This is a genomic window from Streptomyces sp. NPDC005483, from assembly GCF_040606035.1.
Lineage (GTDB): Bacteria > Actinomycetota > Actinomycetes > Streptomycetales > Streptomycetaceae > Streptomyces.
Map to the genome: position 1 here is coordinate 37,898 of NZ_JBEXEA010000035.1, position 24,675 is coordinate 62,572.

The 24,675-nt window shown below is 71.6% G+C and carries 17 protein-coding genes and 2 pseudogenes; 8 read left to right on the forward strand and 11 right to left on the reverse strand.

From position 1 onward, the window contains the following. Window positions 1-438 precede the first annotated feature (438 nt). Window positions 439-1,083: a hypothetical protein gene (locus tag ABZT06_RS41070; protein ID WP_355752909.1), complete on the forward strand. Its 645-nt coding sequence runs from the start codon at window positions 439-441 to the stop codon at window positions 1,081-1,083. A gap of 428 nt (window positions 1,084-1,511) precedes the next feature. On the opposite strand, the gene ABZT06_RS41075 is transcribed toward ABZT06_RS41070, so the two are convergent. Together ABZT06_RS41075 and ABZT06_RS41080 are read right to left on the reverse strand one after the other, a co-directional pair. Beyond that, window positions 1,512-1,694, reverse strand: a complete 183-nt coding sequence (locus ABZT06_RS41075; protein ID WP_355752911.1) for a hypothetical protein — start codon at window positions 1,692-1,694, stop codon at window positions 1,512-1,514. A 27-nt stretch (window positions 1,695-1,721) separates the two neighbouring features. Next, window positions 1,722-4,328 (reverse strand): LuxR C-terminal-related transcriptional regulator, encoded by a 2,607-nt coding sequence (locus ABZT06_RS41080; protein WP_355752913.1) that lies wholly within the window; start codon window positions 4,326-4,328, stop codon window positions 1,722-1,724. 542 nt (window positions 4,329-4,870) lie between these two features. On the opposite strand from ABZT06_RS41080, the gene ABZT06_RS41085 reads away from it, so the two are divergent. The 5 genes from ABZT06_RS41085 (at window position 4,871) to ABZT06_RS41105 (ending at window position 8,429) form a co-directional block, all read left to right on the forward strand. After that, window positions 4,871-5,800 (forward strand): NADP-dependent oxidoreductase, encoded by a 930-nt coding sequence (locus ABZT06_RS41085; RefSeq protein WP_355752915.1) that lies wholly within the window; start codon window positions 4,871-4,873, stop codon window positions 5,798-5,800. 53 nt (window positions 5,801-5,853) lie between these two features. Then, on the forward strand, window positions 5,854-6,621 hold the full coding sequence (locus tag ABZT06_RS41090; protein WP_355752917.1) for an alpha/beta hydrolase: 768 nt from the start codon (window positions 5,854-5,856) through the stop codon (window positions 6,619-6,621). 447 nt (window positions 6,622-7,068) lie between these two features. Further along, window positions 7,069-7,413: an SDR family NAD(P)-dependent oxidoreductase gene (locus ABZT06_RS41095; protein WP_355752919.1), complete on the forward strand. Its 345-nt coding sequence runs from the start codon at window positions 7,069-7,071 to the stop codon at window positions 7,411-7,413. A 292-nt stretch (window positions 7,414-7,705) separates the two neighbouring features. Further along, window positions 7,706-7,942 carry a DUF2945 domain-containing protein gene (locus tag ABZT06_RS41100; protein WP_355752921.1) on the forward strand — a complete coding sequence of 79 codons (237 nt, stop codon included), beginning with the start codon at window positions 7,706-7,708 and terminating at the stop codon, window positions 7,940-7,942. 10 nt (window positions 7,943-7,952) lie between these two features. Then, on the forward strand, window positions 7,953-8,429 hold the full coding sequence (locus tag ABZT06_RS41105) for an MSMEG_6728 family protein (RefSeq protein ID WP_355752923.1): 477 nt from the start codon (window positions 7,953-7,955) through the stop codon (window positions 8,427-8,429). 141 nt (window positions 8,430-8,570) lie between these two features. Here ABZT06_RS41105 and ABZT06_RS41110 read toward each other — a convergent pair whose 3' ends face one another. After that, the gene (locus ABZT06_RS41110) at window positions 8,571-9,464 is read right to left on the reverse strand and encodes a LysR family transcriptional regulator (protein WP_355752925.1); all 894 of its coding nucleotides are present in this window, start codon (window positions 9,462-9,464) and stop codon (window positions 8,571-8,573) included. 102 nt (window positions 9,465-9,566) lie between these two features. On the opposite strand from ABZT06_RS41110, the gene ABZT06_RS41115 reads away from it, so the two are divergent. Together ABZT06_RS41115 and ABZT06_RS41120 are read left to right on the forward strand one after the other, a co-directional pair. After that, on the forward strand, window positions 9,567-10,655 hold the full coding sequence (locus tag ABZT06_RS41115) for a zinc-binding alcohol dehydrogenase family protein (RefSeq protein ID WP_355752927.1): 1,089 nt from the start codon (window positions 9,567-9,569) through the stop codon (window positions 10,653-10,655). Window positions 10,656-11,169: 514 nt separating this feature from the next. Next, window positions 11,170-11,936, forward strand: a pseudogene (locus ABZT06_RS41120) (IS5 family transposase); the annotation flags it as partial. Window positions 11,937-11,960: 24 nt separating this feature from the next. Here ABZT06_RS41120 and ABZT06_RS41125 read toward each other — a convergent pair. The 8 genes and pseudogenes from ABZT06_RS41125 to ABZT06_RS41160 form a co-directional block, all read right to left on the reverse strand. Continuing rightward, window positions 11,961-12,341, reverse strand: coding sequence for an AQJ64_40280 family protein (locus ABZT06_RS41125; protein WP_355752929.1), 381 nt, complete (start codon window positions 12,339-12,341; stop codon window positions 11,961-11,963). Window positions 12,342-12,508: 167 nt separating this feature from the next. Beyond that, window positions 12,509-13,033: pseudogene (locus ABZT06_RS41130) on the reverse strand (transposase); the annotation flags it as partial. Window positions 13,034-13,184: 151 nt separating this feature from the next. Next, on the reverse strand, window positions 13,185-13,856 hold the full coding sequence (locus ABZT06_RS41135; protein ID WP_355752931.1) for a response regulator transcription factor: 672 nt from the start codon (window positions 13,854-13,856) through the stop codon (window positions 13,185-13,187). After that, window positions 13,853-15,118, reverse strand: coding sequence for a histidine kinase (locus ABZT06_RS41140; RefSeq protein ID WP_355752960.1), 1,266 nt, complete (start codon window positions 15,116-15,118; stop codon window positions 13,853-13,855). Before ABZT06_RS41140 ends, ABZT06_RS41135 begins: the two co-directional genes overlap by 4 nt. Before the next feature lie 233 nt (window positions 15,119-15,351). Then, entirely contained in the window at window positions 15,352-17,490 is a 2,139-nt protein-coding gene (locus tag ABZT06_RS41145; protein ID WP_355752933.1) for an MMPL family transporter, read from the reverse strand. Window positions 17,491-18,001: 511 nt separating this feature from the next. Next, on the reverse strand, window positions 18,002-19,873 hold the full coding sequence (locus ABZT06_RS41150; RefSeq protein WP_355752935.1) for a hypothetical protein: 1,872 nt from the start codon (window positions 19,871-19,873) through the stop codon (window positions 18,002-18,004). Further along, entirely contained in the window at window positions 19,870-23,487 is a 3,618-nt protein-coding gene (locus ABZT06_RS41155; RefSeq protein WP_355752937.1) for a DUF5682 family protein, read from the reverse strand. The genes ABZT06_RS41150 and ABZT06_RS41155 overlap by 4 nt, the downstream gene beginning before the upstream one ends. After that, window positions 23,484-24,644, reverse strand: a complete 1,161-nt coding sequence (locus tag ABZT06_RS41160) for an AAA family ATPase (RefSeq protein WP_355752939.1) — start codon at window positions 24,642-24,644, stop codon at window positions 23,484-23,486. The genes ABZT06_RS41155 and ABZT06_RS41160 overlap by 4 nt, the downstream gene beginning before the upstream one ends. Between the last annotated feature and the right edge of the window lie 31 nt (window positions 24,645-24,675).

Sequence of the window (24,675 nt, forward strand, 5' to 3'; positions counted from 1 at the left end):
TCCCGATGACCCTGAAGGCGTTCTCCTTGGGCAAGTCCTCGGGTGCCACGGTCGAGCAGGTCGAGGGCATGAGGAGGTCCCAGCGCCAGAGCCGTGGCGCCCGCCGGTTACATCTGCAAGATCCCTAGAGGCGCAAGGCCATTGGGGAGCTCGCCGAACAGTTCGCCACCGTCCACTGCGAAGGACAGGGCTGGCGCTCGAGAAGCTCGGCAAACCCTGTGACCTGCTCTGCGCTCGCGGCGAGGTCCTGCTCGCCCGACGCAAGGACGACACCGTCGACCTCGCACCGCCAGGACTGGGGGCCGGCCGAGGAAGACCTGAGGGCACGCAAGGCGCGAATGTGTCTGGCAGCCGTTCCGTGAAGGGCAGTGCCTGGGCGAGTCCCTGGGTCGCCGAAGTGAAGTGCGGTCTGTGCTCGGCAGGCCGTAGCGTTCTGGGATGAGCAGCTTCAACACGCATCGGAGACGGGTCTACGACGAGGGCCTGCCCCTGCGTGTCCGGCATACGAATCTGCGGTCATGTCTTGTCCACTTCGCGCCTTACGGCTTTCGAGCCACCTATCACCACCTCTGCCTCAGTGCAGGGATTCCCAGGATTCTGGAGAAGGATCCGGGCTCGCTGATACGCGCTGTCGGGGAGCTGCACGACGCCCGACAGCTCTGGCTTGCTGACGAACGTGCCTATGCCGAGGGTCGCCGAGCGGACAAGGCACTTGGCTTTCGGCAGGTGAAAGCGGACGAGTCCTGGCGAGGCTGGCAGCGGGGGTGGGGGAACATCGCCTACTGTCCCGAGCCGACGATCCATCCCGGCGAGCCCCTGCCTGTGGTCGTCGAGCGGGTGCTCCGTTCGTCGGTCCCGGTCGATGCAGCTCCCGCGCTGACGTGCCGGGTATGCGGAAACCGGGACCGCACCAGCGTCTGGTACGACGGTGTCTACCGGATCCATGAGCTGTGCATGGAATGCGGGGTCAGTCTCGCGGTGCAGCGGGCCGACGCGCCGGACCCGGCGTTGGCAGCCGAAAACGCCCGACGTTGGAAGGAAATCTGGAGGCTGCGCAACGAATCTCCTCGCAAACCGCGCTGAGTTCGGCACGGGGGGCGGCGTCACGGCGGATGGGAATCCGTGCTCGGAGGCCGGGTTCTGCGACCGCGCCCGGCTACACCACTTCATGGCACCCCAGGGCGTTTCATGGGGCGCGATCCAGGCCGCCGGTTGTCTCCCGTGCTGGTACGCCCGCCTCGGTGCCCAGTGGTCTCTACCTGCGCGGTGAGTGAGGGCGTCACCTGAGTTGCCCGGAGTTGCGGCGCAGCCGTAGTGCCGCAGGTCGGCCTGCGTGAGCGGTGGCGCAGAGCAGGCGGGGTTTTGGCCTTCTGCCGGCGCTTTGGCCGCCTGCCGTTTGATGAGGCCGGCAAGGTGCTGGGCGACGGTCAGTGTGCGCGCACAGCGGCCCCGTAGTGGTTGCTCTGGGGGAGCGCCCGTGCCGTCTGTGGAGGTACCGGCCAGGCCCTGGATCAGGTATCAGTCGGTGATCTGGTCGGGGCCAGGTCGACGGCGGTGTCCTGGCCGAGGGCGTGAAGCCGCAGGGGGTAGTCGCCGGGATCGCGGATGGGCAGGACGGCAAGTTCTTCGTCCAGGTCGGCGGTCATGCCGCGGATCGTGAGGTCCCCGGTCGCGGAGGGGGCCGAGATTTCCATGATCTCCTGCCGGTTGCCGTCGTCGGGTCAGGATCGGAGGGCGTGAGGTGCGAGCAGCCCCAGGTCGCGAGCGCGGGTGACGGTCTCGGCCCGGCGGTGGGTGGCGAGCTTGGCGTACAGGTTGCGCATGTGAGTCTTGACAGTGTTGACCGAGACATGCAATTCCCCCGCTATTTCCGGCGCGGTCAGGTTGGTCGGCAGATAGCGCAGCACGCGCAGTTCGCTGTCGCTCAGTGGCTGGAGCGGCGCCGGGCTTCTTTCAGGCACCGGCGCCGGTGCGCGCCCGGCGAGCAGGCCCCGGATCTCGCCGATCAGGGCCGCGTGCGTGGTGCCGCTTCGGGCATGGCGCTCCAGGAGGGCGGGAATCGGATGCAGTACGAAGGCTGAGAGCGCAGTGTCGGGCTCGGCGAGGTCGAGCGCTCGCTCCAGTGCGCGGCCGGCGGCATCCGGATCGCCGAGAGCGTCCTGCGCAGCCGCCTCCAGCGTGAAGGCCAGGGTGAGAAAGACCCGGGCCGGGTTCACGCGGGCGGAGCCGTCCAGGACTGGCGCGAGCGCGACGGTCGCCCCGTGCGGGTCGTCCTGGGCGAGCCGCAGTTCGGCTGTGGCGACGCGCACCTCCCCGTGCTCTCGCTCCCGTTCTTCGAGGTCGGCCAGGGTTTCCTCGGCGCGCTGGATTTCGCCGAGGCGCACCAGGGCGAGCAGCAGCAATGCCCGCGCCCGCGGAGCCAGCAGGTGCGGCGCGGCCAAAAACCCGGCCAGCCGTTCGGCGTCCCGCAAAGCGGTCAGCGCGTCGCCGTCCTGACCTCGCACCAGCTCCACGAACCCGCGGGCGTAACGGACCCCGAGCCCGGCCGCGGGGTCGGCCTCCGCGCTGACAATGAGTTCAGCGCGCTGGACCCAGGGCTCAGCCTCTCCGGGCTTTCCCTGCCACGCGAGCACTGCGCCGAGGATCATGCACGCCATACCTGCCGCCGACTCGTCCGACCAGCCGTGCCGATCGGCCAGCTCGATGGCCTGCCTGCTGAACTCGGCCGCCCGTGCCAACGACCGTGAAGCCTCGATCGCCGCCTGGTGGGCCAGGCCCGTGAACTCCAGATATGCCCTACCGATCCGGCGCGCCAGCGCGATCCCCTCCGCCAGGTACTCCGCCTGGTCGTGGTGGCCGGTCCAACCCTGCGCATAGCCAAGGCTGATCAGCGCCAGCGCGCGTAGATCCTCACGCAAATAAGGCTGCGCCGTCCCCAGAGCCTCGGCCATGGCCTGCAGCCGCTGCGCCGCCTCGGCCTCCGCCGGCGGGTTCCCGCGCTGGCGGGCTGCCAGCAGCCCGACGACCCCTGACAAGAGCTCCAGCTGGCCGCGCTGGGGGACCGGTACCGTCTCCGTACCCCGCTCGGCCAGACGCAGCAACCGTTCGGCCGCCTCCAGCGACCCCCGGGCCAGCTCATCGCCTGCGGCCACCGCCGCCAGCCCGGCATTCGCCGTGAGCAGGCCGGTCGGGAACCCGGCGAGCAGCTCGTGTACGGCGCCGGCCCGTCCGTCCAGGTAGAGGCCGGACCAGTGCTCGACAAGCAGCCGGGCGGCCAGGGACCAGTCCCGCGCCGCCTGGGCCTGGCGGACCGCCTCCGCCGGGTATCCGTGCCCGGCAAGCCATCCGGCGGCGGCCCGGTGCAGATCGGGGACCTCGCCCGGCGTGGCGCGCCGCAACTCCCCCTGCAACAGCCCGGCGAACATCTGGTGATAGCGGAACTCCGAACGTGCAGTGTCCAGTGACATGACGAACGCGTTCGCCTGTTCCAGGTCCTGCAGTACCCGCTCCCCGCCCTCGCCCCCGGCCAGCAGGTCGGCCAGCTCCCCGTTGACTCGCTCCAGGATGGAAGTCCGCAGCAGCAGCCACCGCACCGGGTCGGGCTGCCGGTTCAGCACCTCGGCCATCAGATACTCCGCCACCGTCCGCTCGGTGCCGGAGAACTCGGCGGCGAACCGCACCGGGTCGGGGTGCCCGGACGCCGCCAACGCGGCCAACCGCAGCCCCGCCGCCCATCCCTCGGTCCGCTCGTGCAGCACCGCCACCGCCGACTTGGGCAGCTCGACCCCGGCCCCGGCGAGCAGTTCCTCCGTCTCGGTCAGGCTGAACCGCAGATCACCCGCACGGACCTCGGCCAGGTCACCCTCCAGCCGCAGCCGGTGCAGCCCCAGCCGTACGTCATCCCGCGCGGCGAGGACGAACCGCAGCCTCCGCGGGGCGCGCGTGATCAGCAGCTCCAGTTGGCGCAGGGTGTCCGGAGCCAGCTCATGCACGTCGTCAATAACCAGCCACACCTGCTCCTCCAGCGACGCCAGGTCCGTCAGCAGCCGCTGCGTGATCGCCCACCCGTCCAGGTCCGGTGCCGCAGTCAACGCCCGCACCAGCGCCACCCCTGGGCGCGTCCGGCGTAGCGCGTCGAGCACCGACAGCCAGAATCCCTGCGGATCCCGCTCATCCCGCCACGCTGCCACCCAAGCAGCGCACTCCTCCAGGCCCGTCTGGCTGATCCAGGAACGCAGCAACACGGTTTTGCCGCTGCCAGGCGGCGCCGAGACCAGCGTCACCCTGGCCGGTCCGCTGAGCCGGCCCACCAGCTCTGGACGGGCCACGACCCCTCCCGCACCGAGATGAGTGGCCCGCACCGGCCCGGCATCTGCTCCCTCGCCAGTTCCCACACGCGGAATCTTCCCACGGTGCCTTGATCAGACCGGCGACAGATTCACTCCTGACCGACGATCCGTGCGCACCTGGCAGCGGCACCCACTCGTCCGATCGTTGCCTTCAGCATCGCCGCCACGGTCAGCAGCCGGGTTGCCCAGCAGGTCGGCGGCGGGGCAGGCATGAACCGGGTGGGGCATGAACCGTGCGGATGGCGGCTTGGCCCTTTCGCCCGCTCGAGGCGATCCCCCGCATCTGGCAGGCCCGGTCACCCCACGGCTCTTCCGCGCTCGCGCGCACACGCCGGGCCGCGCCGCCGACCGGGCCGGTGCCTCCTCGCTGCGCGGATCGCGCCGGTGCCCTCGTCGCGCCGCCGGCTGATCGCCTCTCGGCGCGTGCCGGGCACGACCGATCACACGAATCGGGTGACACCCGCTCACACGGCTGGTCCCTAGCGTCTGAGCGTAGGCAAAAGCGCGAGGAGACCACAGACATGAAGGCAGTGCAGTACAACCAGTACGGCGGCGTTGACGTCCTGCAGGTGGTGGACGTCCCGGTCCCGTCACCCGGCCGCGGCCAGGCGCTGGTGCGAGTCAAGGCGGCAGGCATCAACCCGGGCGAGGCTCACACCCGGGAAGGCCACATGCAGGCGGTGTACTCCCTGACGTTCCCGACGGGGCAGGGCCACGACCTGGCCGGGACAGTGGTGTCCGTGGGCGAGGGAGTCACCGGGGTCGCCGCCGGTGATGAGGTGATCGGCTGGGTGGATCCGCTCTCGAGCCAGGCGCAGTACGTGGTCGCGGAGGCGGACCACCTGGTCCCGAAGCCCGCTGGCGTGACGTGGGAGGTCGCAGGCGCGCTCGCGTCCGCGGGGTTCACCGCTTGGGCGGCCGTCCGTGCCGTGGAGCCGGCCGCAGGGGACACGGTGGTCGTGGCGGGAGCGGCCGGCGGGGTCGGCTCGATCGCCGTCCAGCTCGCCGTGCGGGCCGGGGCGACTGTGATCGGCCTCGCGAGCGAGTACAACCACGACTGGCTGACCGGGCGCGGCGTGATTCCGGTGGCCTACGGACCGGGTGTGGCCGACCGGATCCGGGCAGCGGCGGCGTACGGCAGGGTCGACGCGTTCATCGACACCCAGGGCGCGGACTACGTCGAGATCGCCCTTGACGACCTGGGCGTCGCACCCGGGCGGTTCAACACGATCGTACGGTTCGACGCGGTGCAGACGTACGGCGTCAGGTTCGAGGGGTACGAGGTCGGCGCCGGCTCCGGCGCTGCGGTGCTCGCGGAGCTGGCCGGCCTGATCGCCGCCGGCGACCTGGAGGTCCCGATCGCCGGGACCTACCCGCTGGCGGAGGTCGGCAAGGCCTTCGGTCAGCTTGAGGGCGGCCATGTCCGGGGCAAGATCGTCTTGGTCCCGTGAAGGCCCATAGAACTCCCGATTCCGCAGTCAGTGCACACCAGGAGGGAAGAACCATGCAGGTCGACAGCGGTGGCATCAAGCTGAACGTCGAACTCTACGGGCCGGAAGAAGGGAAACCGGTCCTGCTGTTGCACGGCTTTCCGGACACCGGCCGGGTGTGGTCCAAGCAGATCGCGCCACTCACCGAGGCAGGTCTCCGGCTGATCGTCCCTGATCAGCGAGGCTACGGCCGTTCGGACAAGCCGAGCGACATCGAGGCGTACAAGATGGCCAGTCTCGCCGCCGACCCGGTTGCCGTCCTCGACCAGTTGGGCCTGGAGAAGGCGGCTGTCGTCGGGCACGACTGGGGCGCGAACGTGGCGTGGAGCGTGGCGACGTTCGCCCCGCAGCGGGTTGACCGGCTGGCAGTGCTTTCAGTCGGCCACCCGTCGGTGCGTCGGCCTGGCAACATCCTGGAGCGGCAGAGGACCTGGTACATGCTGCTCTTCCAGTTCGAGGAGATCGCTGAGCGCTGGCTGTCCGACAACGAGTGGACGAACTTCCGGAACTTGTTCCCACACCCCGACGCCGACGCCGTGATCGCCGATCTGGAAGCCAGCGGGTCCCTGACCCCGGCCATCAACTGGTACCGGGCCAATTTTCACCCCAGGGTCCTCGTCGAGTCGCCGCCCGAATTGCCCAAGATCACCGTGCCCGCGATGGGGATTTGGGGTTCAGCCGACTTCAACGCGGGCGACGAACGAATGGCCGCCTCCGGCGAGTTCATCGCCGCTCCCTGGCGTTACGAACGGCTCGACGGACCGGGCCACTGGCCGCAGTGAAGCCCCCGATGAGGTCAACCGGCCTCTCCTGGACTTCCTCCTCACCTCCTGACCCTCGATGTTTGACGACGGTCCGCCGACGCAGTCGGTGGACCGTTTTCGTGTGCTGCGCTGCAGCGATGCGCAGCCGGATCGGTCCCTGCAGCCGGCCACGGGATCCGACGCTCCAGACGGATCCAGTGAGGGGGTGCCCTCGGTGTCCGCCGAAGCCGCGGTGTTCTGGCTCGCCGCAGAGGAATCTCCGCGCTCCGCGACCGCACCGATCGCCCCGGCTGCCGGGTGCCGGCTGACTCGCGGGACGTGGAACGCATCCGAGCGCTACTTCCGGGTCGAAGTAATGGTCAGGACACGCAACCAAATGTAGGGAAGGGTCGCCTTGTGTGCAGCAGCCCACCTGCCGGCCAGAGAGCCGTCGTCATCGGTACCGCTCGCGGCTTGGGGGCGGCGATGATCGGGGAAGTCGCTTGCCGCAGCGCGCGGGTTGCGCTGCGGGGCCACAAGAAGAGAGATTTGGACGAGCAGGCCGTGTCTTTGCCGGTGCCGGCTTTGGCCGTCGAGGTCGACATCATGGACCCCGCCGCGCTGAGGGCGGCCGCCCGGCCGCCACGACAAGGTCTCGGCCGACTTTCGGCGGTGCCGGGCAACGAGGGCGTCGCGGAGGTCCGCCCGTTCGCCGACCCGGGCGCACCCACATGGCAGGCCGTCATTGACGTCAACCTGACCGGTAGCGCCCACACGTCCCACACCTTGTTGACAGACCTCAGGGCGTTGTCGTGGCCATCACCGACCTGAACTGCGCGAACTGTGAGCCCATAGGCACGCCCCGGCCTGCCGGGTGTGCCCTGTGCGGACGGTTGCCGTCGCCTGTCTCGACTGGCCTGGAGCGGCGCCGTACGACTGTCTGCGCGCCTGCCTGCCTGCGGCTGACCCGGCTGGTGTGTGCGGCCCTGCCGCCGGCGGTGCTGTAGGTGTCGCGTCGCGCACGGCTCCGTATGGAGGCCGGGAAACCCCTTGAGCACACCGGATCCTGGGCGCGCCGCACAGGGCGATCACGTCCTGGACGGAGAGGAATGGAGGAACCGCGATGACGAAGAAAGCGAGAAACAACACCGAGAGCGAGAGGTTCGCCCGGGGTGACGAGGTCACATGGAGGAGCCACGGCAGCACAGCCGAAGGCACGGTCGTCCGCAAGCTCACCCGACGCACCGAGGCCGCAGGCCGCACCGTGGACGCCTCACCGGACGAGCCGCAGTACGAGGTACGCAGCGCCAAGTCCGGCAACACGGCGGTCCACAAGCCGTCCGCGTTGCGCAAGAAGTGAGCAGGCCCCGATGCAGACCTTCCTGCCCCACCCGGACTCCCGGCAGACGGCCCTGTTGCTGGATCGGCGAAGACTGGGCAAACAGAGAGTCGAGGCACTGCAGGTCCTGCGCGGCTTGACGGTGCCGGGATACGGCTGGCGTCGGCATCCGGCCGTACGCATGTGGGTGGGATACGAGGAAGCCCTCGTGCGGTACGGCCTGGAGATCTGCCGGGTCTGGCAAGACCAGGGGCACCAGGACAGCTGCGCCGCCTCGCTGGTGGCCGGACTGGCCGCTGTGCGCCCCGGCACCCCGGTACGCGGCCAGTCGGCGCTGGCTGCCTCGGGCGAACTACCGCCCTGGCACGGCGATGGGGCCTTCCACGAAAGCCATCGCTCGGCGCTGGTCCGCAAGGCCCCGGAGGTGTACGGCGAGCTCTTCCCCGGCGTACCCGACGACCTCCCGTACGTGTGGCCCACATCCAACAGAGAGGGACAACCACGCTGACGGCGGTCCGCGAGCAGATAGCCGATCAAGATCCGGACGCCACCGCAAGTGAAACGCGGAGGCTAATACTGACCGAGGTACACGTGATGGTGCGCGCCCTCGGCGGGCTACGGCACCGAATCCGACGGCCGGCGGCACGTATCAGGTGGGCGAGGCAATTGCTCGCGTGACGGCCGTGATCGCCGGGGTGGGGCGGCCGGGGAGCCGCGCCACGAGAACCCGGCGGATCTCGGGAGGTGCGCCTTCGACGTGCAGCAGGCTCACCCCGGGCGGCAGCACCGGCGAGAGCCGTGAGGGCACCGTTGTCACCCCGAAGCCACCGGCGACGAGCTGAAGCTTCGTCAGCCAGTCGCGGGCGCAGTGGACGATGTCCGGCCGTCCGGGCAGGCCAGGCCAGACGCCGAGCAGTGGCTCGGCGTTCGACGCCGGGGCGGCAATCCACGGGACGTCGATCAATTCGTCGACGTGCACCGCGGTGCGGCCGGCGAACTCTCCGGTCAAAGGCACCGCCACGACAAGTTCGGTGTCCATAACGGTCTCGACGTGCAGGCGCGGCGACTCGCCGTCCAAAGGCCGGTGGGGTGGGCGGGACGTCAGCACGGCAAGGTCGATCGAGCCCGCGCGCAGTGCCCGGACCAGGGAGGGCGTGGTGCCCTCGGTAGTCGTGACCGTGATCTGCGGGTCGGTCGCCGCGAGGCGGGTGAGCGAGAGAGGCAGGATGGCCGCGCCGGCGCTCAGGAACAGTCCGAGCCGCACCAGTTCGGTACGCGGGACGGTGCCGGTGAGGTCGCGCTCGGCCGCCGTCAGACAGTCCAGGATCGTGCGGGCGTGGCGCAACAGAGTCAGACCCGCGGGGGTGAGCCGCACGCCGTCAGGGCGGCGTTCGAACAGGGCGGTGCCCGCGCTTCGTTCGAGGGCGGCGGCCTGGCGTGAGACCGCCGACTGTGTGTAGCCGAGCCGGGTGGCTGCTGCGGTGAAGCTGCCGGACTCGGCGATCTGCCGCAGGACCCGTAGGCCTGTGCTGGAGATGTCCATGCGAGATACGCATACCACAGATGCTTGATCGTCGCTTCCCGCATGCCCGCCGGGTTCCTAGTGTCGATCCCGACGAACACGGACGAACGCGGAGGTCAGCAGGTGCGAGCAGCAGTTCTGACGCAGTTCGGTGCCCCGCTCACGGTGCGGGAGGTTCCCGACCCCGAGGCCGGCGGCGGCGAGGTGGTGGTCGAGGTCCTCGCCGCCGGCGTGGCGCCCTACGCGGCTGAGGTCTTCAGCGGCGAGCGGAACTACCCCCTAATCCCTCCCGTCGTGCCTGGGATCGGCGGCGTGGGACGGCTCGTCCACGTGGGCCCCGACGCCACCCGGCTGCGCCCCGGTGACCTGGTGTGGTGCGACCCGACGGTGCGCTCGCGAGATGACGCCCTGACGCCCGACATCACGCTCCAGGGCTGGAGTTCCCGCGGCGAGGGCGGCGCGCGCCTCGCCCGGTACCTGCACGACGGGTCGTTCGCCGAGCTCATGCGGGTCCCGACGGAGAACGTCTTCCCGCTCCCCGCAGCGGCGGGGGACGACCCGGCCCGCTGGGCCGCGCTCGGCGTGCACGTCATCCCTTACGGCGGGCTGCTGGCCGGCGGGCTCGCAGCCGGTGAGACGCTGCTCGTCAACGGGGCCACCGGCAACCTCGGCAGTAGTGCGGTTGCGGTGGCGCTTGCCATGGGGGCGGGCCGAGTGGTCGCCCCAGGCCGCAACCAGGCCGCGCTCGACCTCCTCGCCGATCGGTTCGGTCCGCTCGTGCGCCCGGTTCCGCTCACCGGGGACGAGGCCGGCGACCGCGCGGCGATGTCCGCGGCGGCCGACGGCCCGATCGACATGGTGATCGACCTGCTACCGCCGAGCGCACCCAGCTCGGCAGCGCGCACGGCAGTCATGACCGTGCGCGAATACGGCCGCGTCGTTCTCATGGGCGGCGTCGGCATGCTCGGCGGCGACGACCTCGCCCTCCCGTACCCATGGATCATGCGCAACTCGATCACCGTGCGCGGCCAGTGGATGTACCCGTGTACAGCGAACGTCGGCCTCATCCGGCTCCTCGCCTCGGGCACCCTGGACCTCGCCACCGAACGGGTCCGGTCGTTCGGCCTCAACGCCGTCAACGAGGCCGTCACGTACGCCGCCTCACATGGTGGCCCGTTCGACCGCACCACCCTCACCCCACCGGCTCGCTGACAAGACCGACTGATCCCCACACGTCCTCGCCCTCACGAGCGCAGGCCGCTTCGTCCTCCGGACCTGCTCCCAGGACAGACACGCACAGGTCTGTGGGCCCTGATGCCCAATGTGGACGGAGTAGGGCGACATTCCCTGCATCCGTAGCCAGCTTCCGGACAAGATTTGCAGCTGGTCCTGGTCCGATGTGATCACTTCCGTCGGTGTCCGTGCCCCTCGTGCTTTGCTTCTTCAACGGCGGAGGGGGGGGCATGCGCCGAGCGACGGTGTGCCCGCGCTGCGGGAGTCAGGGGGTGTGCGGTGAGCGGCGCGTCTCTGCCCGCGGGTGTGCGGGTCCGTGCGGTGGGGCCGGATCACCTTAACGGCGACCGGTTCCCCCGCGACCGAGTAGGCGAGGTACACCTCCCCCATCCCGCCTGCGCCGAGCCGCCGCGCGACGAGGAACGGGCCGATACGTGACGCCAGTTGAGTCGCCGGCCTTGCGTTCGGCGATCTTGGTCGGCAGGGTATCCCGGTGCGTGCTGATCTTGTTCCGGACGACCTGTGGGAGCGGGTGGCGCCGCTGCTGCCACCCGCTCCCGAACGACGCCATCGCCATCCCGGACGACTGTGCGTTCCGGACAGAGCAGTCCTCGCCGGAATCATGTACGTGTTGCGGACCGGCGTTGCCTGGCGCGACGTGTCGGCCGAGACCGCAGGCTGCTCCGGAGTCACGGCCTGGCGTCGGCTGCGGGACTGGACCGAGGCTGGCGTCTGGCCACGCCTGCACTCCGACCTGCTGACCGAACTGCGCCACACGGACTCGCTGGACTTGGACGACTGCGCCGTCGACGGCTCGCACGTCCGGGCTCTCAAAGGGGGGACCACGTCGGTCCCTCGCCCGTCGACCGCGGCCACCCCGGCTCCAGCACCACCTCATCGTCGACCGCCACGGGACCCCGCTCGCCGTTACGCTCACCGGCGGCAACCGCCACGACGTCACCCAGCTGCTGCCGCTACTGGACGCCGTCTCGCCGATCCGGAGTTTGCATGGGCGCCCGCGCCGCAAGCCCCGGCGCCCGTACGCCGACCGCGGCTACGACTTCGACAAGTACCGTCGCCTGCTGCGGAAGCGTGGCAGCAAACCGCTGATCGTCCGACGCGGCGTCGCCCACGGTTCCGGGCTGGGGAAGGTGCGTTGGGTGGTAGCGCGCCGCCTTCACCCGGCTGCTCCAGTTCAAGCGACTCCGCATCCGTTACGAGCGACGCGTCGACCTCCATCAGGGCCCACCCGAACTCGCCCGCAGTGCCGAATCAGGATGTGTGTCAGGTGCCAGGGCGAGCACGCCACGCATCCTGGAGCGCCGGCTGCACGTCTTCGCCGAGAACGAGGTGTGTCGTCCTGCCCGGCAGGGTGGGCAGCTCAGCCCAGTGAGTCACCGTGTCATCGTCGGCAAGACCGTAGGGCAGGCGGACATATCCGTCCGAGTCGACGAAGCAGTCCCTGTGTTCCGTTCCGTCCTCACTGAAGTGCCGAGTCGTGAAGTACATCGGCCTTACCAGCCAGAACGCCTCCTCCACCGCGTTCTCGGACTCAGCGCTGTCAGCTGGGTACCGGCCCATGATCGCCGCTGCCACCGGTACACCGTCCCGCGGCAGTCTTTCGCGTGCGTCAATCCAGGTCGTCTGGGTGTTCAGATTCGCCATCCCTCTCCTCAGTCAAGCGTTCGGATGCCTGTTTTCCGATCTCGGCATCCGGTAGGACTGCCCAGCGCTTGCGCAGGTTGCGTGAGCAGGGACGAACGCGGACCGACACTCCCGACTGTCTGCCCTCCCTGCTCCGGCCAGGGCTTCGCCGGTGTTGTCCAGGCCGCTGCCTGCTCCTTCTCGGAGTGGGAGGTGACCAGGGCGGCGTCGAGGTCCAGGACAAGACCGGGCAGGTCGCGTCCACCCGCGCGGGCAGCGGGTATCCCTGCCGTGGTCTCGGCGGCTTGCAGCCAGGCGACATCCCGGGCGGTGGCTCTGGCCGAGCGCAGGCGCGCGAGTGCAGCCGAATCGATGCCGGCCAGCAGGCGCCAGGCGGTCGGAGTGGAGGCGACAGGGCCGAAAACCTCGGCCTGGTCGCGCAGCAGGGCCAGGTCCGCTATCACCTCGCCGCCGTCGGCGAGCATGATCGCGAGATCTACCGCGATCCGGCTGGGAGCGTGCCCGGCGCCACGCGGTCGCAGTGGACGCAGTGCGTCCGTGAAGGCGCTGGTCAGGCTGGTGACATTGGAGAGATCGGCCAGCAAGCGGGATCCGGCGTGGCTGACCACCCCGGTGCCATCGGCCGACACGACGAGCTTGGGACGCGACTGGGTAGGGTGCGCGCAGAAAGTGCCTTCCTGGTGCGATGACAGAGACCTTCGACAAGCCTCATCTTCCCAGCTCAGAAGGCAACTTTCGCTTTTCCGCTCAAGACTTCGGACACCCCCATAACCCGTGCAACCACAGGGAGTTGAGGGACCGTACAACCGACCCCCCGGAACGCAACCTGAACCCGCCCCGAACTCAGACAGTCCCAGGTATCACAAGCCCCGACTCGTACGCCACGATCACCAGTTGCGCCCGGTCCCGCGCCCCCAACTTGCCCATGATCCGGCTGACATGGGTCTTCGCGGTCAGCGGGCTGAGTCCCAACGCGTCGGCGATCTCGGGGTTGTTGAGACCGCGCGCGACCAGCGCGAGCACCTGCCGTTCCCGTTCGGACAGCACGCTCGGCCCGCCCACAGCGGATGTCGTCCCGGTGTTCGGCGCGCGCAGAAAGCGGGCGATCAGCCGCGAGGTGGGACCGGGCGAGAGGAGGGACTCCCCCGCGGCCACCGTCCGGATGGCGTCGAGGAGTTCGGCCGGCCTGATGTCCTTCACGAGGAAGCCGGACGCCCCGGCCCGCAGTGCCTCGACGATGTTCTCGTCGGTCTCGTACGTCGTCAGGACGAGCACCTTCACCCCCGCGAGATCCTCGTCGGCGGCAATGAGCCGGGTCGCCTCGATCCCGTCGAGGTCGGGCATGCGGATGTCCATCACGATGAGATCGGCCCGCGCCGACCGAGCCAGCGCCACGGCCTCCCGCCCGGTGCCCGCCTCGGCGACGACCTCCATGTCGCCTGCCGACGAGACGAGCATCGCGAAGGAGGCCCGTACGAGGTTCTGGTCGTCGGCCAGCAGTACGCGGATGGTCATCGAACCTCGTCCTCCCGGAACAGCGGCAGTGTGGCGGTCACCTCGAAGCCCTCGGCGGGCCCCGGGCCGGCGTCCAGCGTGCCGCCCACGCTACGGGCCCGCTCCCGCATTCCGATGAGCCCGAACCCCGGCGTGCCGTCGGACGGGCCCACTCCGCCGCCCGTGCCGTCGTCCCCGCCCGTGCCGTCGTCCCTGACACTCACCCGCAGTGCGCCGTCCGCGGTCCACAGACCCACTCGCACGGTGAGGTCCTCGCGGCCGCCGTGACGTACGGCGTTGGTGAGCGCCTCCTGCACGATCCGGTACGCGGCGGCGCCCACGGAGGGCGGGATGTCGTCCGCGCGGACGGACAGTTCGACCTTGGCCCCGGCCACCCGGCCGGTCTCCGCGAGATCGGCCAGTCCGTCGATGCCGGGCAGCGGCCCCCGCATGTCCTCGGCCCCGGAAACAGAACCGGACACGGAACCGGGCCCCGGATCCGCGCCCACCCCCACGACCGTGTCATGCGCCCGCAGCACCTCCAGCGTCGTACGCAGTTCCCCCCGGGCGATCCGGCAGGTCCCCGCGATGTCGTCCAGTGCCTGGGCGACGGCCTTGCGGTCGAGGCGCTCGGGGTCGGCGGTGAGGACGTGGGCCGCCACGGACGTCTGCACGCCGATGAGCGTGATGCTGTGGGCGAGCAGGTCGTGCAGGTCACGGGCCATCCGCAGCCGTTCCTCGGCGACGCGGCGCCTGGCCTCCTCCTCCCGGGTGTGTTCGGCCCGTTCGGCCCGCTCGACGATGGAGGCGACGTACCGGCGGTAGTAGCGGACGTCGATACCGATGAACAGGACCGCGATGATCCAGCCGGAGATCTCCAGGGACTCCAGCGCCTCCATCGGGTTGACGAGGCCGTTGCCGATCGCTGTCAGGCCGAGGACGGCGACGCCGGTGAGCAGCGTGCGGCGTACGGCGCCCGTCGCCGCGACGGTGTAGAGCGCCAGGACGGTCGCGGGGATGGGTGGGGCGGGGTTGTAGTCGAGGGCCTGGTACGGAGCCATGCAGGCCGCCATCCCGAGCAGGGCCACCACCGGACGGCGGCGCCGCCATACGAGGGGCACGTGCCCGGCGAGCAGCAGCGTCCAGCCGAGATGGTCGGGCCGGATCCCTTCGCCGCCCATCAGGGCGAGGGCTACGGCGAGCGCGGCTACGCACACGGCGAGGACCGCGTCGTTGCGGGTGCGGTGTGGTGCCGTCAGCGGTTCGCGGTTGATGGCGGACATGATGCGCTCGCCGCGACGGGACCGCCCGCCGCCACCGGCCGCCGTCTCCGCCGCCGACCGGTCGCGCACCCCTGTGGTCGTTCCCCGTTCTTCCACGGCTCCATCTTCCGGTACTCGTACGGGAACCCGGGCGCCCCTACGGAAGCAGAGGCGCCTGGGCGGGCCCGCCGGATCAAGGTGCACGATCAACGTGCTCGATCAGAGCGTTCGATCGAGGCCTTCGGACAGCGTGCTCAGGGTGCACTGACGGTTTCCGGCTGCCGGGGCGGCTCGGTCGGTCCGCCCCTTCCGCTCGACCCGGCCGGTTCGGCCGGCCCGGGCTGCCGTGAGAGCCCGCCCGGCCACCACACCTTCCGGCCCAGGGCCACGCTGGCACTGGTCACCAGATACGTCCGTACGAGGAAGGTGTCGAGCAGGACGCCGACGGCGATCACGAAGCCGAGCTGGACGAGCTGTACCAGGCCCATGTTCGTCAGCACGGCGAAGGTCGCGGCGAGGACGAGTCCGGCGGAGGCGATGACGCCGCCGGTGGTGCGCAGTGCGGTGAGTGCCGCCGTGGCCGGTTCCGCTCCCGCCAGGGACTCCTCCCTCATCCGGTGCATGAGGAAGATGCCGTAGTCGACGCCGAGGGCGACCAGGAACACGAAGGACAGCAGTCCGAGCCCCGGATCGGTGCCCTTGAGGCCGAGGAGCGGTTCGAAGACCAGTCCGCCGATCCCGAGGGAGGCGCCCCACACCGCGATGACCGCGACCACCAGGAGCAGCGGTGCGACCAGACTCCGCAGCAGCCCGATCAGGATGAGCATCACGAAGACGAGGACGAGCGGTACGACGATCTTCGTGTCCCGGGCGTTGGTGGCCTCCAGGTCGATCTGCTGGGCGCTGTCCCCGCCGACGTAGGAGCCCTTCAGTTCGTTCCGCAGGGACTTGATGGTGGCGGTCTCCTCCGCCGACTGGGGTGCGCTCTTCGCGAAGACGGCGATCTCGGTCCAGCCGTCTCCCGTACGCCCCTTCTCCGCGCTGCCCACGCCTGGTGTGCCGCGGACGGTCGCGAGGGTCTCGTCGGCGCGCCCCTGGGGGGTGATCACGTCGATGGGCTGGCTGCCCTGCCCGGGATAGGCCTTGGCAAGGGTCTCCATCGCGACGACGGCCTCCGGCTTCTTGACGAAGGAGTCCTCCTGCTTGAGCGGTCCCGGCAGGTTGAGTGAGCCGAGGGCGAGGGCGCCGAGCAGTACGGCACCGCTCGCGAGTACGGTCAGCGGCCTGCGTCCGGCGGAGCTGCCCATCGCCGAGAACAGGCTCCGCCGCTGCTTGGGCGTGCTCCCGAAGGCGGGCACGAGCGGCCAGAACACCCGCCGTCCGACCAGTACGAGGAAGGCGGGGAGCAGGGTGATCATCGCGATCAGCGCGCACAGCACACCGACGGCGCCGAGCGGGCCCATGCCCCGGCTGCTGTTGAGGTCGGCGGCGAGCAGGCACAGCAGTCCGACGGCGACGGTGCCGGAGGAGGCGAGCACGGCGGGCCCACAGCCGCGCAGGGCGGCGACCATGGCCTCGTACGGTCGCTCGATGCGCCGCAGCTCCTCCCGGTAGCGCGAGATGAGCAGCAGCGCGTAGTCCGTGCCCGCCCCGAACACAAGGATTGTCATCACACCCGAACTCTGCCCCGAGACGGTCGTCCCGAAGGCCTGGTTGAGTCCATAGGCGACGCCCATCGACATGTAGTCGGCGATCCCGGCGACGACGAGGGGCACGAGCCACAGCACGGGGCTGCGGTAGATTAGGATCAGCAGTACGGCGACGACGGCGACGGTGGTGTAGAGCAGCGGTCCGCCGAGCGAGTCGTAGACCGCGCCGGAGTCGGTGGCCAGCGCGCCGGTGCCGCCCACGTCGACGCTCAACCCGCCTTCGCCCTGGGCGACTTTGCGAACGTCGGTTACGAGCCTGTCCTGCTTCTCCTCGTCCGCCCCGGGCTCGTTGCTGGCGACCGGGTACATCAGGGTCGTGCCGTCCTTGGACGGAATCCCCTGGGGAGTACCGCCGATCAGCTCGTGCTGTCGGGTGATCTCCGCGACCTGCCCGGCCGCGGTCTTCCGGTCGGCGGCGCTGAGCCCGCCGTCCCGGTGGTAGACGAGCACCATCTCGGTGGTCTCGCCACCGGGCAACTTCTCCTCGATCTTCGCCGCTTGCGTCGAGTCCGCGCTCGCCGGCAGGTAGTCGGTGACCTTGTCGTGCTGCACGTCGGCGAGCTTCGCCGCGAACGGCCCGACGAGTGCGATCACCGCAATCCACAGCCCGAGCACCGCCCATGGAACGGCTCGCCCGCGCCCCGGCCCCAGCCTCGTCGTAGCGGTTGTCTCTCCGGCCCTCATCGACCGATCTCCCTCCGGGTGACGTCTGCTTCGGTCCCCAGACTTCCGGTGAGAACCACGGCTTTCGTCGGACGGGAGGGCGAGGTGACGCGTACTGCCGGGGGTGACGGCGCGTGCGGATTACTCCCTGGGGAGTATTCGGCGGACGGCGCGCCGCCCCGGAAGGGACGCGGGGCTGTTTCGATCTGCGGCTACCGCCGAGAGCATGAGCCCAAGGGGCCGTTTTCCTCTCTCATCGTGGGTGTCCTCAACTTGTCGCCGGACGACACCGCCGACGCGGGATCCGCCCCGCCCGGAGCAGCAGGCCCGATGCTGATCGAGCTGAACGTGCTGTATCCCGGAGGGCTGCTGGCAGTCCGCGAGGGCCTTCTACGCACTGGAACCAGATTCGCCACAATGGTCGGCGGCGCGGTGGCCGGCAGACGCCACGCCGCCCTACGCGACCCGGTTCAGGCGGACCGACGGCGCACCGCCCACGACCATGCCCGGAGGAGGGAGCGGACACCGATACTCACGCGACCGCGGATGGCTGCCACGTTGCCTCTACCAGGGCACGCTCGGTGCCGGACAGGTATACGGCCGCGCTCAGCCACACCCGTGCGTATCCGTCCGGATCGGCCTGTTGGGTGCGGCCGAACACGTCACGGCCCCGCCGGTCCGCCTCCGCGGCGAGGGCCTCCGCCAGATCCGCCGCCGTACGGAAACCGCTGTGCCGCAGCGCCGCCGCGCCCGAGGCCCGGGCACCGTCCCGTGCGGGCTCGGCGGCGGCCCGGCGGCCACCGGACACCGCGACCTCGACCAGCCGCCGCAGCCGCCAGAGGGGTGCCTCGGCCACCGGATCCGGTGGCATCGCGGTCCGACCTTCCACCGGTGACAGGTCACCGGGCGGCGGGAAGTGGGCGCCTTCGAGGCGGTCGTAGCCGAGATCGGCGTGGCCCGCCCACTCGGGTGGCAGCAGCAGCGTCGCCTTGCCGTCCGGCACGGGGCCGACCGCCAGCGGCCGCAGTGTCGCGGCACGGTCGGGGTCGACGCGGCCCACGACGCGCAGCCGCAGTCCCGGGCGCGAAGCGAGCTTGCGGAAGTTGGCCGCATGAGCCAGCTCCGGGTGCCCGTTGGCCGGCGCCAGTCGGATCAACAGGCCTTCGCGGTCGGGTGCGTCGGGAGTCAGTTCCCGCGCGAACAGGTGGTCCTCGGCCGCCCCCACGACGACCACGTCGCAACCGATCAGCTCACCGGCCTGAGGTCCTGCCCGTTCCGTGTCGTGACCCGGGGCGAGTTGTGCCGTGGCCGCTTGGGTCAGTGGGCGGGCGAACAGAGGGGCAAGCCCCGACGTCCAGGACAGACCGATGACCGGGGTGGCCCGTACCCCCTTTCCGGCGCCGAGGCGGCCGTCCGGGGAGAGCGTCGCTCCGGAGATCAGCAGGCCGCCCCGGGAGAGCTGCGCGTGATCGAGGCTGCCGGAGCCGAGCGCGACCGTGGCGGTGGCGGCGCCGCGCGCCCGCGCCGGTCCGCCGGGCTTGACGTCCGACACGGAGAACCAGCGCCCGTCGTCGGCGAGGACATGGGTGACGACCCCGCCGTAGCCCGTGGCCGAGATCACCGGCTCCCGGCACACCCCGTGCACCTTGAGGCTGCCACCGGGGCGGTAGCCGCGCCGGGCGGTGCCGATCAGGGCCGGGTCGGGATCGGACGCTGCGAGCAAACCGCTGGTGAGCAGCAGCTCCCGCAGCCCGGCGACCAGGTCGGCCAGCCGGTGGCCGTCATGGCGGGCCCGGGCGGCGCGCAGTGCGCGGACCACCCTCAGCGCGGCCGCCTCGGCCCGGTGCAGTCCGGTGAGCCGGGCGGTGTGCGCGGCCCGCAACACCTCCGCCTGCGGCACGGCACCCGCTCCGGGCACTCCGGCGGCCAGCACTGCCGCCGCCGCAGCCCACAGCCCGGCCGCGGCGGCGACCTGCGCCGCGGTCGGCCCGGGCGGCGGTCCGGCGGTGACGTCGGTGCCCGGCGTCCCGGACTTCTGCACACCGCGGTCCGGTTCGGCCGTCTCGGCGCCGCCCTCGGACGGCTGGTCCGTGGCCTCGGTCACCGCGTCGGCGTCGGCCACGGGCGCGGCCCCCAGGACCGCCGTGCGATGCAGGCACCGCGGTGCCAGCAAGCAACTGCACTGCGCCTGGGCGGCGTCCGTGACCGCCCCCGACGGGCCGGGGACGAGAGTGACCTCGGCATCCTCGCCGCATCGCACGCGCCGTACCGCGCCGTCCACCGTGACGGGCAACGTCGTGTACGTCTCGATCGTGGCGTCCAGCTTCTTGCGCAGCCGGGACGTCAGCTCCTCGACGGCGGCGGCAACCACCTCGGGCGCCACGGGGGGCAGTTCGGTGTTCATCGGTTCTCTCCGCGGAGGCGGTCGCCCACCCAGCGGGCCAGGGCGAGGGGACTGAGGGCGGCGACCGGCATGCCGGCCGCGACGAGCTGCTGGGCCACCGGAACCGAATAGCGCGGGGTGCCGGTGTCGTCCAGGGCGGCGCAGCCCATCAGATGCACCCCGGAGCTCGCGAGGGCCCGTACCTCGCCGAGGAGTCCGCCGAGCGGATATCCCTCCTCGAAGTCGCTGACGACCACGACGAGGGTCCGGCTGGGCACGGTCACCAGCGACCGGGCCTGGGCCAGGCCGGCGGCGATGTGGGTGCCGCCGCCGACTCGCACTTCCAGCAGCAGCGACAGCGGGTCGTCGACCTGGTCGGTCAGGTCGATCACTTCGGTGGAGAAGGCGAGGAAGTGCGTGCTCAGCGTGGGCACTCCGCCCAGCACGGCCGCGGTCAGCGCCGACCAGACGACGGACGCCTCCATCGATCCGGACACGTCGACCACCAGGATCAGCCGCCAGTCCGCCTCCCGGCGGGAACGGGTGCTGAACACCGGCCGCTCCGGTACGACCAGGGTGCGGCCGTCGTCGGTGCGGCGGGTGTGGGCGAGGTTGGCCCGCAGGGTGCGCGGCAGGTCGATCCGTCCTCCCGGCCGGTGGGTGGGACGCGGGGTGGCCAGTCCGGTCAGGGCCGGGCGCAGCCGGGTGGCCAGTTCCTTGGCCAGTTCGTCGACCAGGCGGCGCACCAGCGGGCGCAGCTTGGCGAGTTGCTGCTCGGGCATCCCGCCGGCCAGGGACAGCACGGAGGTCAGCAGGTCGACCGAGGGGCGTACGGCCTTCGGGTCGAGCTCGGCCAGGACGTCGGTGCGGCCCAGGTCGGCGGCCCGGGCAAGGACCTCCTCGCGGACGTCGGCGCCGAACAGCGCGTCGAGTTCCTGCGCCCACTCACGGGCGGTCGGGAAGGATGCCTCCTGGCCTCCACCCCGGCCGCCCTCCCGGCCGAGGTCCGACGAGCCCTCGCCGCGGCCGGTGCCGTACAGCTCGTCGAGCGCGTGAGCGAGGCGGCGGGCGTTGCGCGGCAGTTTCTCGCTCTCCCTTCCGAGCAGCAGACGCCAGCGATCGGCCGGCGTGAGGTGCGGGTTGGCGGGCGTGACGTGCGGGGCGGGGCCTACCGGTGTCTCGGAAGGTATGGGTTCGTCCCGAGGGGGGTCTTCCTCGGACAGGGTGCCCGCAGTGCCGTTCAGCCCCGTTCCCAGCGGCCGACGCAGGGACGTCACCGCCGCCCGGCCCGCCGCGTCGGCGGCCGTCCACAGGGCGAGCAACTGCGGTGAGGCGCCCAGCGACAGGTCCAGGCGGTCCCCGAGGCGTTCGGTCACCGTGGACAGCAGCCGGTCACGGCCGGCCGGGCTGAGGGTGTCGAAGCCGCCGCGCAGAGCGGGCAGCCGCCGGAGGAACCCCTGGTCGGTGAGCGTGTCGATCCGGTCGAGCAGCGGGTCCAGGGCGGTCGGCGCCGACTGGAGCAGCGGAGCGGCAGCACTGACCAGCCCCGTAAGGCGGCGGCTCAGCGCTTGCCGGGCGTCCGGCCCGGTGGCGTTGTCGATCCAGCCCGCCGCCCGGCGGCCGAGCGTGCCGGCGTCGTCCAGGTCGAGCATGACCCGAGCGGCGAGCGCGGCTCCCTGCATGAGCGGGGACCCGTGGCGTGCGAGGTCGTCCAGTGCGTCGTCCATCCGTAGGCCCAGGCGGTGTTCGCCGGCCCGCGCGGCCAACGCCACGAGGGCGTCCGCGTCCTGCGGGTCGTCGCTGCCGGTCAGACCCGGCAACGACCGTACGGCCGACTGCATCAGCTCCGTGGAGAGTTGGGCGGCGTCCTGCCGGCTCTCGGGTGTGGTGCCGGGCAGATGGCCGCGCTGCAGGGCCTCCAGCAGGTCCAGGGCGGTGAGGAGTTCGGGCAGGGTGGCGCAGGTGGGCAGGATGTCGGCGGCGTCGGAGAGCCGCTCGGACACCAGCGCGGGCAGATCGCAGCGGGCCGCGTCGCGTAGTCCCGCCAGGACCAAGTCGCTGGTGGCTCCGCCCTCCGCAGCCTGCCCGCGGAAGGTCTCCCGCAGGGTGCCCTCGGCGGCCAGGGCCGCGGTGACACCGCGGATGCCGGCCAGGTCCAGGCGGACCGGCACCGCCGGCGTCCAGGACAGCCGCCACCGGGTGGTCAGAGCGGCGGCGTCGCCGGTACCGGCGACCTGGATCGGCTCGCCGTACCCGGTGCCGCACACCGCCAGCCGCTGGAGGAGGACTTCGCGTTGGCCGTCGAGGGCGGAGCGCAACGGGTCGAGCCGCACCTCGCGCGGTGCGGGGTCGTCCGGTCCGGGCAGCCACAGTGAGGCGAGTTCGGCCTCGACGCAGGGGCCGAGACCGGAGCGGGGAGTGCCGGGGGCGACACGGCCCCGGTCGGTGCCCACCAGGACGGTCTCCAGCGCCCGGGCCAGCGCTCGGCCGCGGCCGAGCGGTTCGCCCTGGCCCATGACCGTGGTGAGCGCCTCCAGGATCTCGCCGCGGCCCGGTGCCGCCAGTCCGCGCAGCCGGGCCAGGTCGCACGCGACCCGCAGGGTCTCGCGGGCCTCGCCCGTGCCGGCGACGTGTCCGGCCGCCCGCAGTTCGCGGCACACGCCGGTGATCGCCCGCGCGGCCGCGTCGTGCAGCCGCTCGGGGTCGCCGCCCGCGGTGAACACCGCCTGCTGCCAGCGCGGGTCGCGGATGCCCGCCGGATAGCCGGAACGGGAGTCCAACAGGTCGAACGCGTACGGCACGAGGGAGGTGACCACGGTGGGCGGGCCCCCGGCGAGGGGGGTGACCATGGAGGGAGGGTCCCCGGCGAGGGGGGTGACCACGGTAAAAGGGTTCCCGGCATCGACCGGCCCAGCCTGCCCCGCCGCCCAGGCGGTCAGCGCGGGGGCGTGGAAGGCGCCGACGACGGCTGCGACCCGGCGGCCGGCGGCCGCGGCGCGGGCGATCGCCTCGCGCATGTGGGCCTCACGCGCCCGATCGACGGCGGGCACACCGCCCGCCGACTCGGCGTCACGGCGCAGCGCCCAGCCGACGCCCAGTGCGGCCCGGCGGATCGCTTCCGGGGCGCAGCCCGGGGCGAGGACCTCCACACTGCGGTCCCACAGGTCGTCGCCGTCGCGGCCGGTTGCGGACGCGGTCAGCGCCGCCGCGAACGCGGTGGGCGCCTCGGCGGAGTGGCCCAGGCCGTCCTCGGCCGCGGCGGGCTCACCGGCGCTCCACCCCGGATCGGACATCGGCAGGTCGCAGCAGACGACCTCGGCCCCGCGCTCGCGTGCCCAGCGGATCGCCGCGAGTTCGGGCGAGAAGTCGGCGAAGGGGTAGAAGCCGAGCCGGCCGCTCTCGCCGGTCCCGGCCAGCGCGACCGGGGCGAGCGTGCCCGGCGCGGCGAGATGGGGCAGCCACGACTGGAAGTCGGTGGGCAGTTCCACGCAGACGACCTCGGCGCCGACGGCGTCCAGGAGGGAGGGCACCGCCGCGGCGAGAGCGGGGCTGTGGTGCCGTACGCCCAGCAGATACGGGGCGGTGCAGTCGGCGAGGGCGGTGAGGGCGGCCCTCGGTTCCGTAGCGAGTGTCACCGGAGGTTCTCCCGCAGGTCCCACAGGCGCCGCCAGGTCGCCGAGCCGTCCTCGGCGCGGCGGCGCACCGGTCCGTCCCAGTAGCCGAGCAGTCGCGCGTGGTCGGCCGGGTCGTCCTTGCGGACTACACCCAACAGGTGGCCGGGCACCAGGTCGAGGGAGTCCCCGCCGGGGAGATAGGCGGCGGCCACCCCCAGGGAGACGGCGACCTGCACCGCCTCGGCGGTGGACATCACCGTGCCCGGGCGTTCCACGTCCCAGCCCTCGGCGGAGCGTCCGGCCCGCAGGTCGCGGAAGACGGTCACCAGGACGTCGAGCACCGCGTCGTCGACGCCGAAGGCCGCTCCCGCCCGCGCGACGGCGGCTGTGGCCTGCCGTTTGATGAGCTCGGTCTCGGCCTCGACGTCCGCGATCGGGTGCACGGTCTCGAAGTTGAAGCGGCGTTTGAGGGCGGCGGACATCTCCGACACTCCGCGGTCGCGGAGGTTGGCCGTGGCGATGACGGAGAAGCCGGCAGCGGCGGCGACCTGGGCGTCGTCGGTGCCGGACAGCTCCGGGACGCTCATCCGCCGGTCCGAGAGGATCGACACCAGGGCGTCCTGCACCTCGGGCAGACAGCGGGTGATCTCCTCGATACGGGCCACCTTCCCGGCGCGCATCGCGGCGAGCACCGGTGAGTCCACCAGAGCCTGCGGGGTCGGACCCTGGGCGAGGAGCAGGGCGTAGTTCCAGCCGTAGCGCAGGGCGTCCTCGGTGGTGCCGGCGGTGCCCTGCACGGTGAGCGCGCTGGTGCCGCAGACGGCCGCCGACAGCAGTTCCGACAGCATGGACTTGGCGGTGCCCGGCTCGCCGACGAGCAGCAGCCCGCGCTCTCCGGCGAGCGTGACCACGCACCGCTCCACCAGGGCGCGTTCACCGACGAACTTCGGGGCGACGACGAGTTCGTCCGGCAGTCCCTCGGGCGCCCCGGGCAGCTTGAGGGCGTCGCCGCCGCTGCCGCAGACGAAGGTGATCACGGCGCGGGGCGTCAGCAGCCAGCCGGGCGGGCGGGGGCCGTCGTCATGGGCGGAGAGGAAGGCGAGTTCGGTGGCGAAGCGTTCTTCGGCGGGCAGGGTCTGCGGGGCCGGAAGGGCCGTCACCGTGTCGGTCAGGGGCATGGATGTCCTTGCTCGGTCGCTCGGTCGGTGT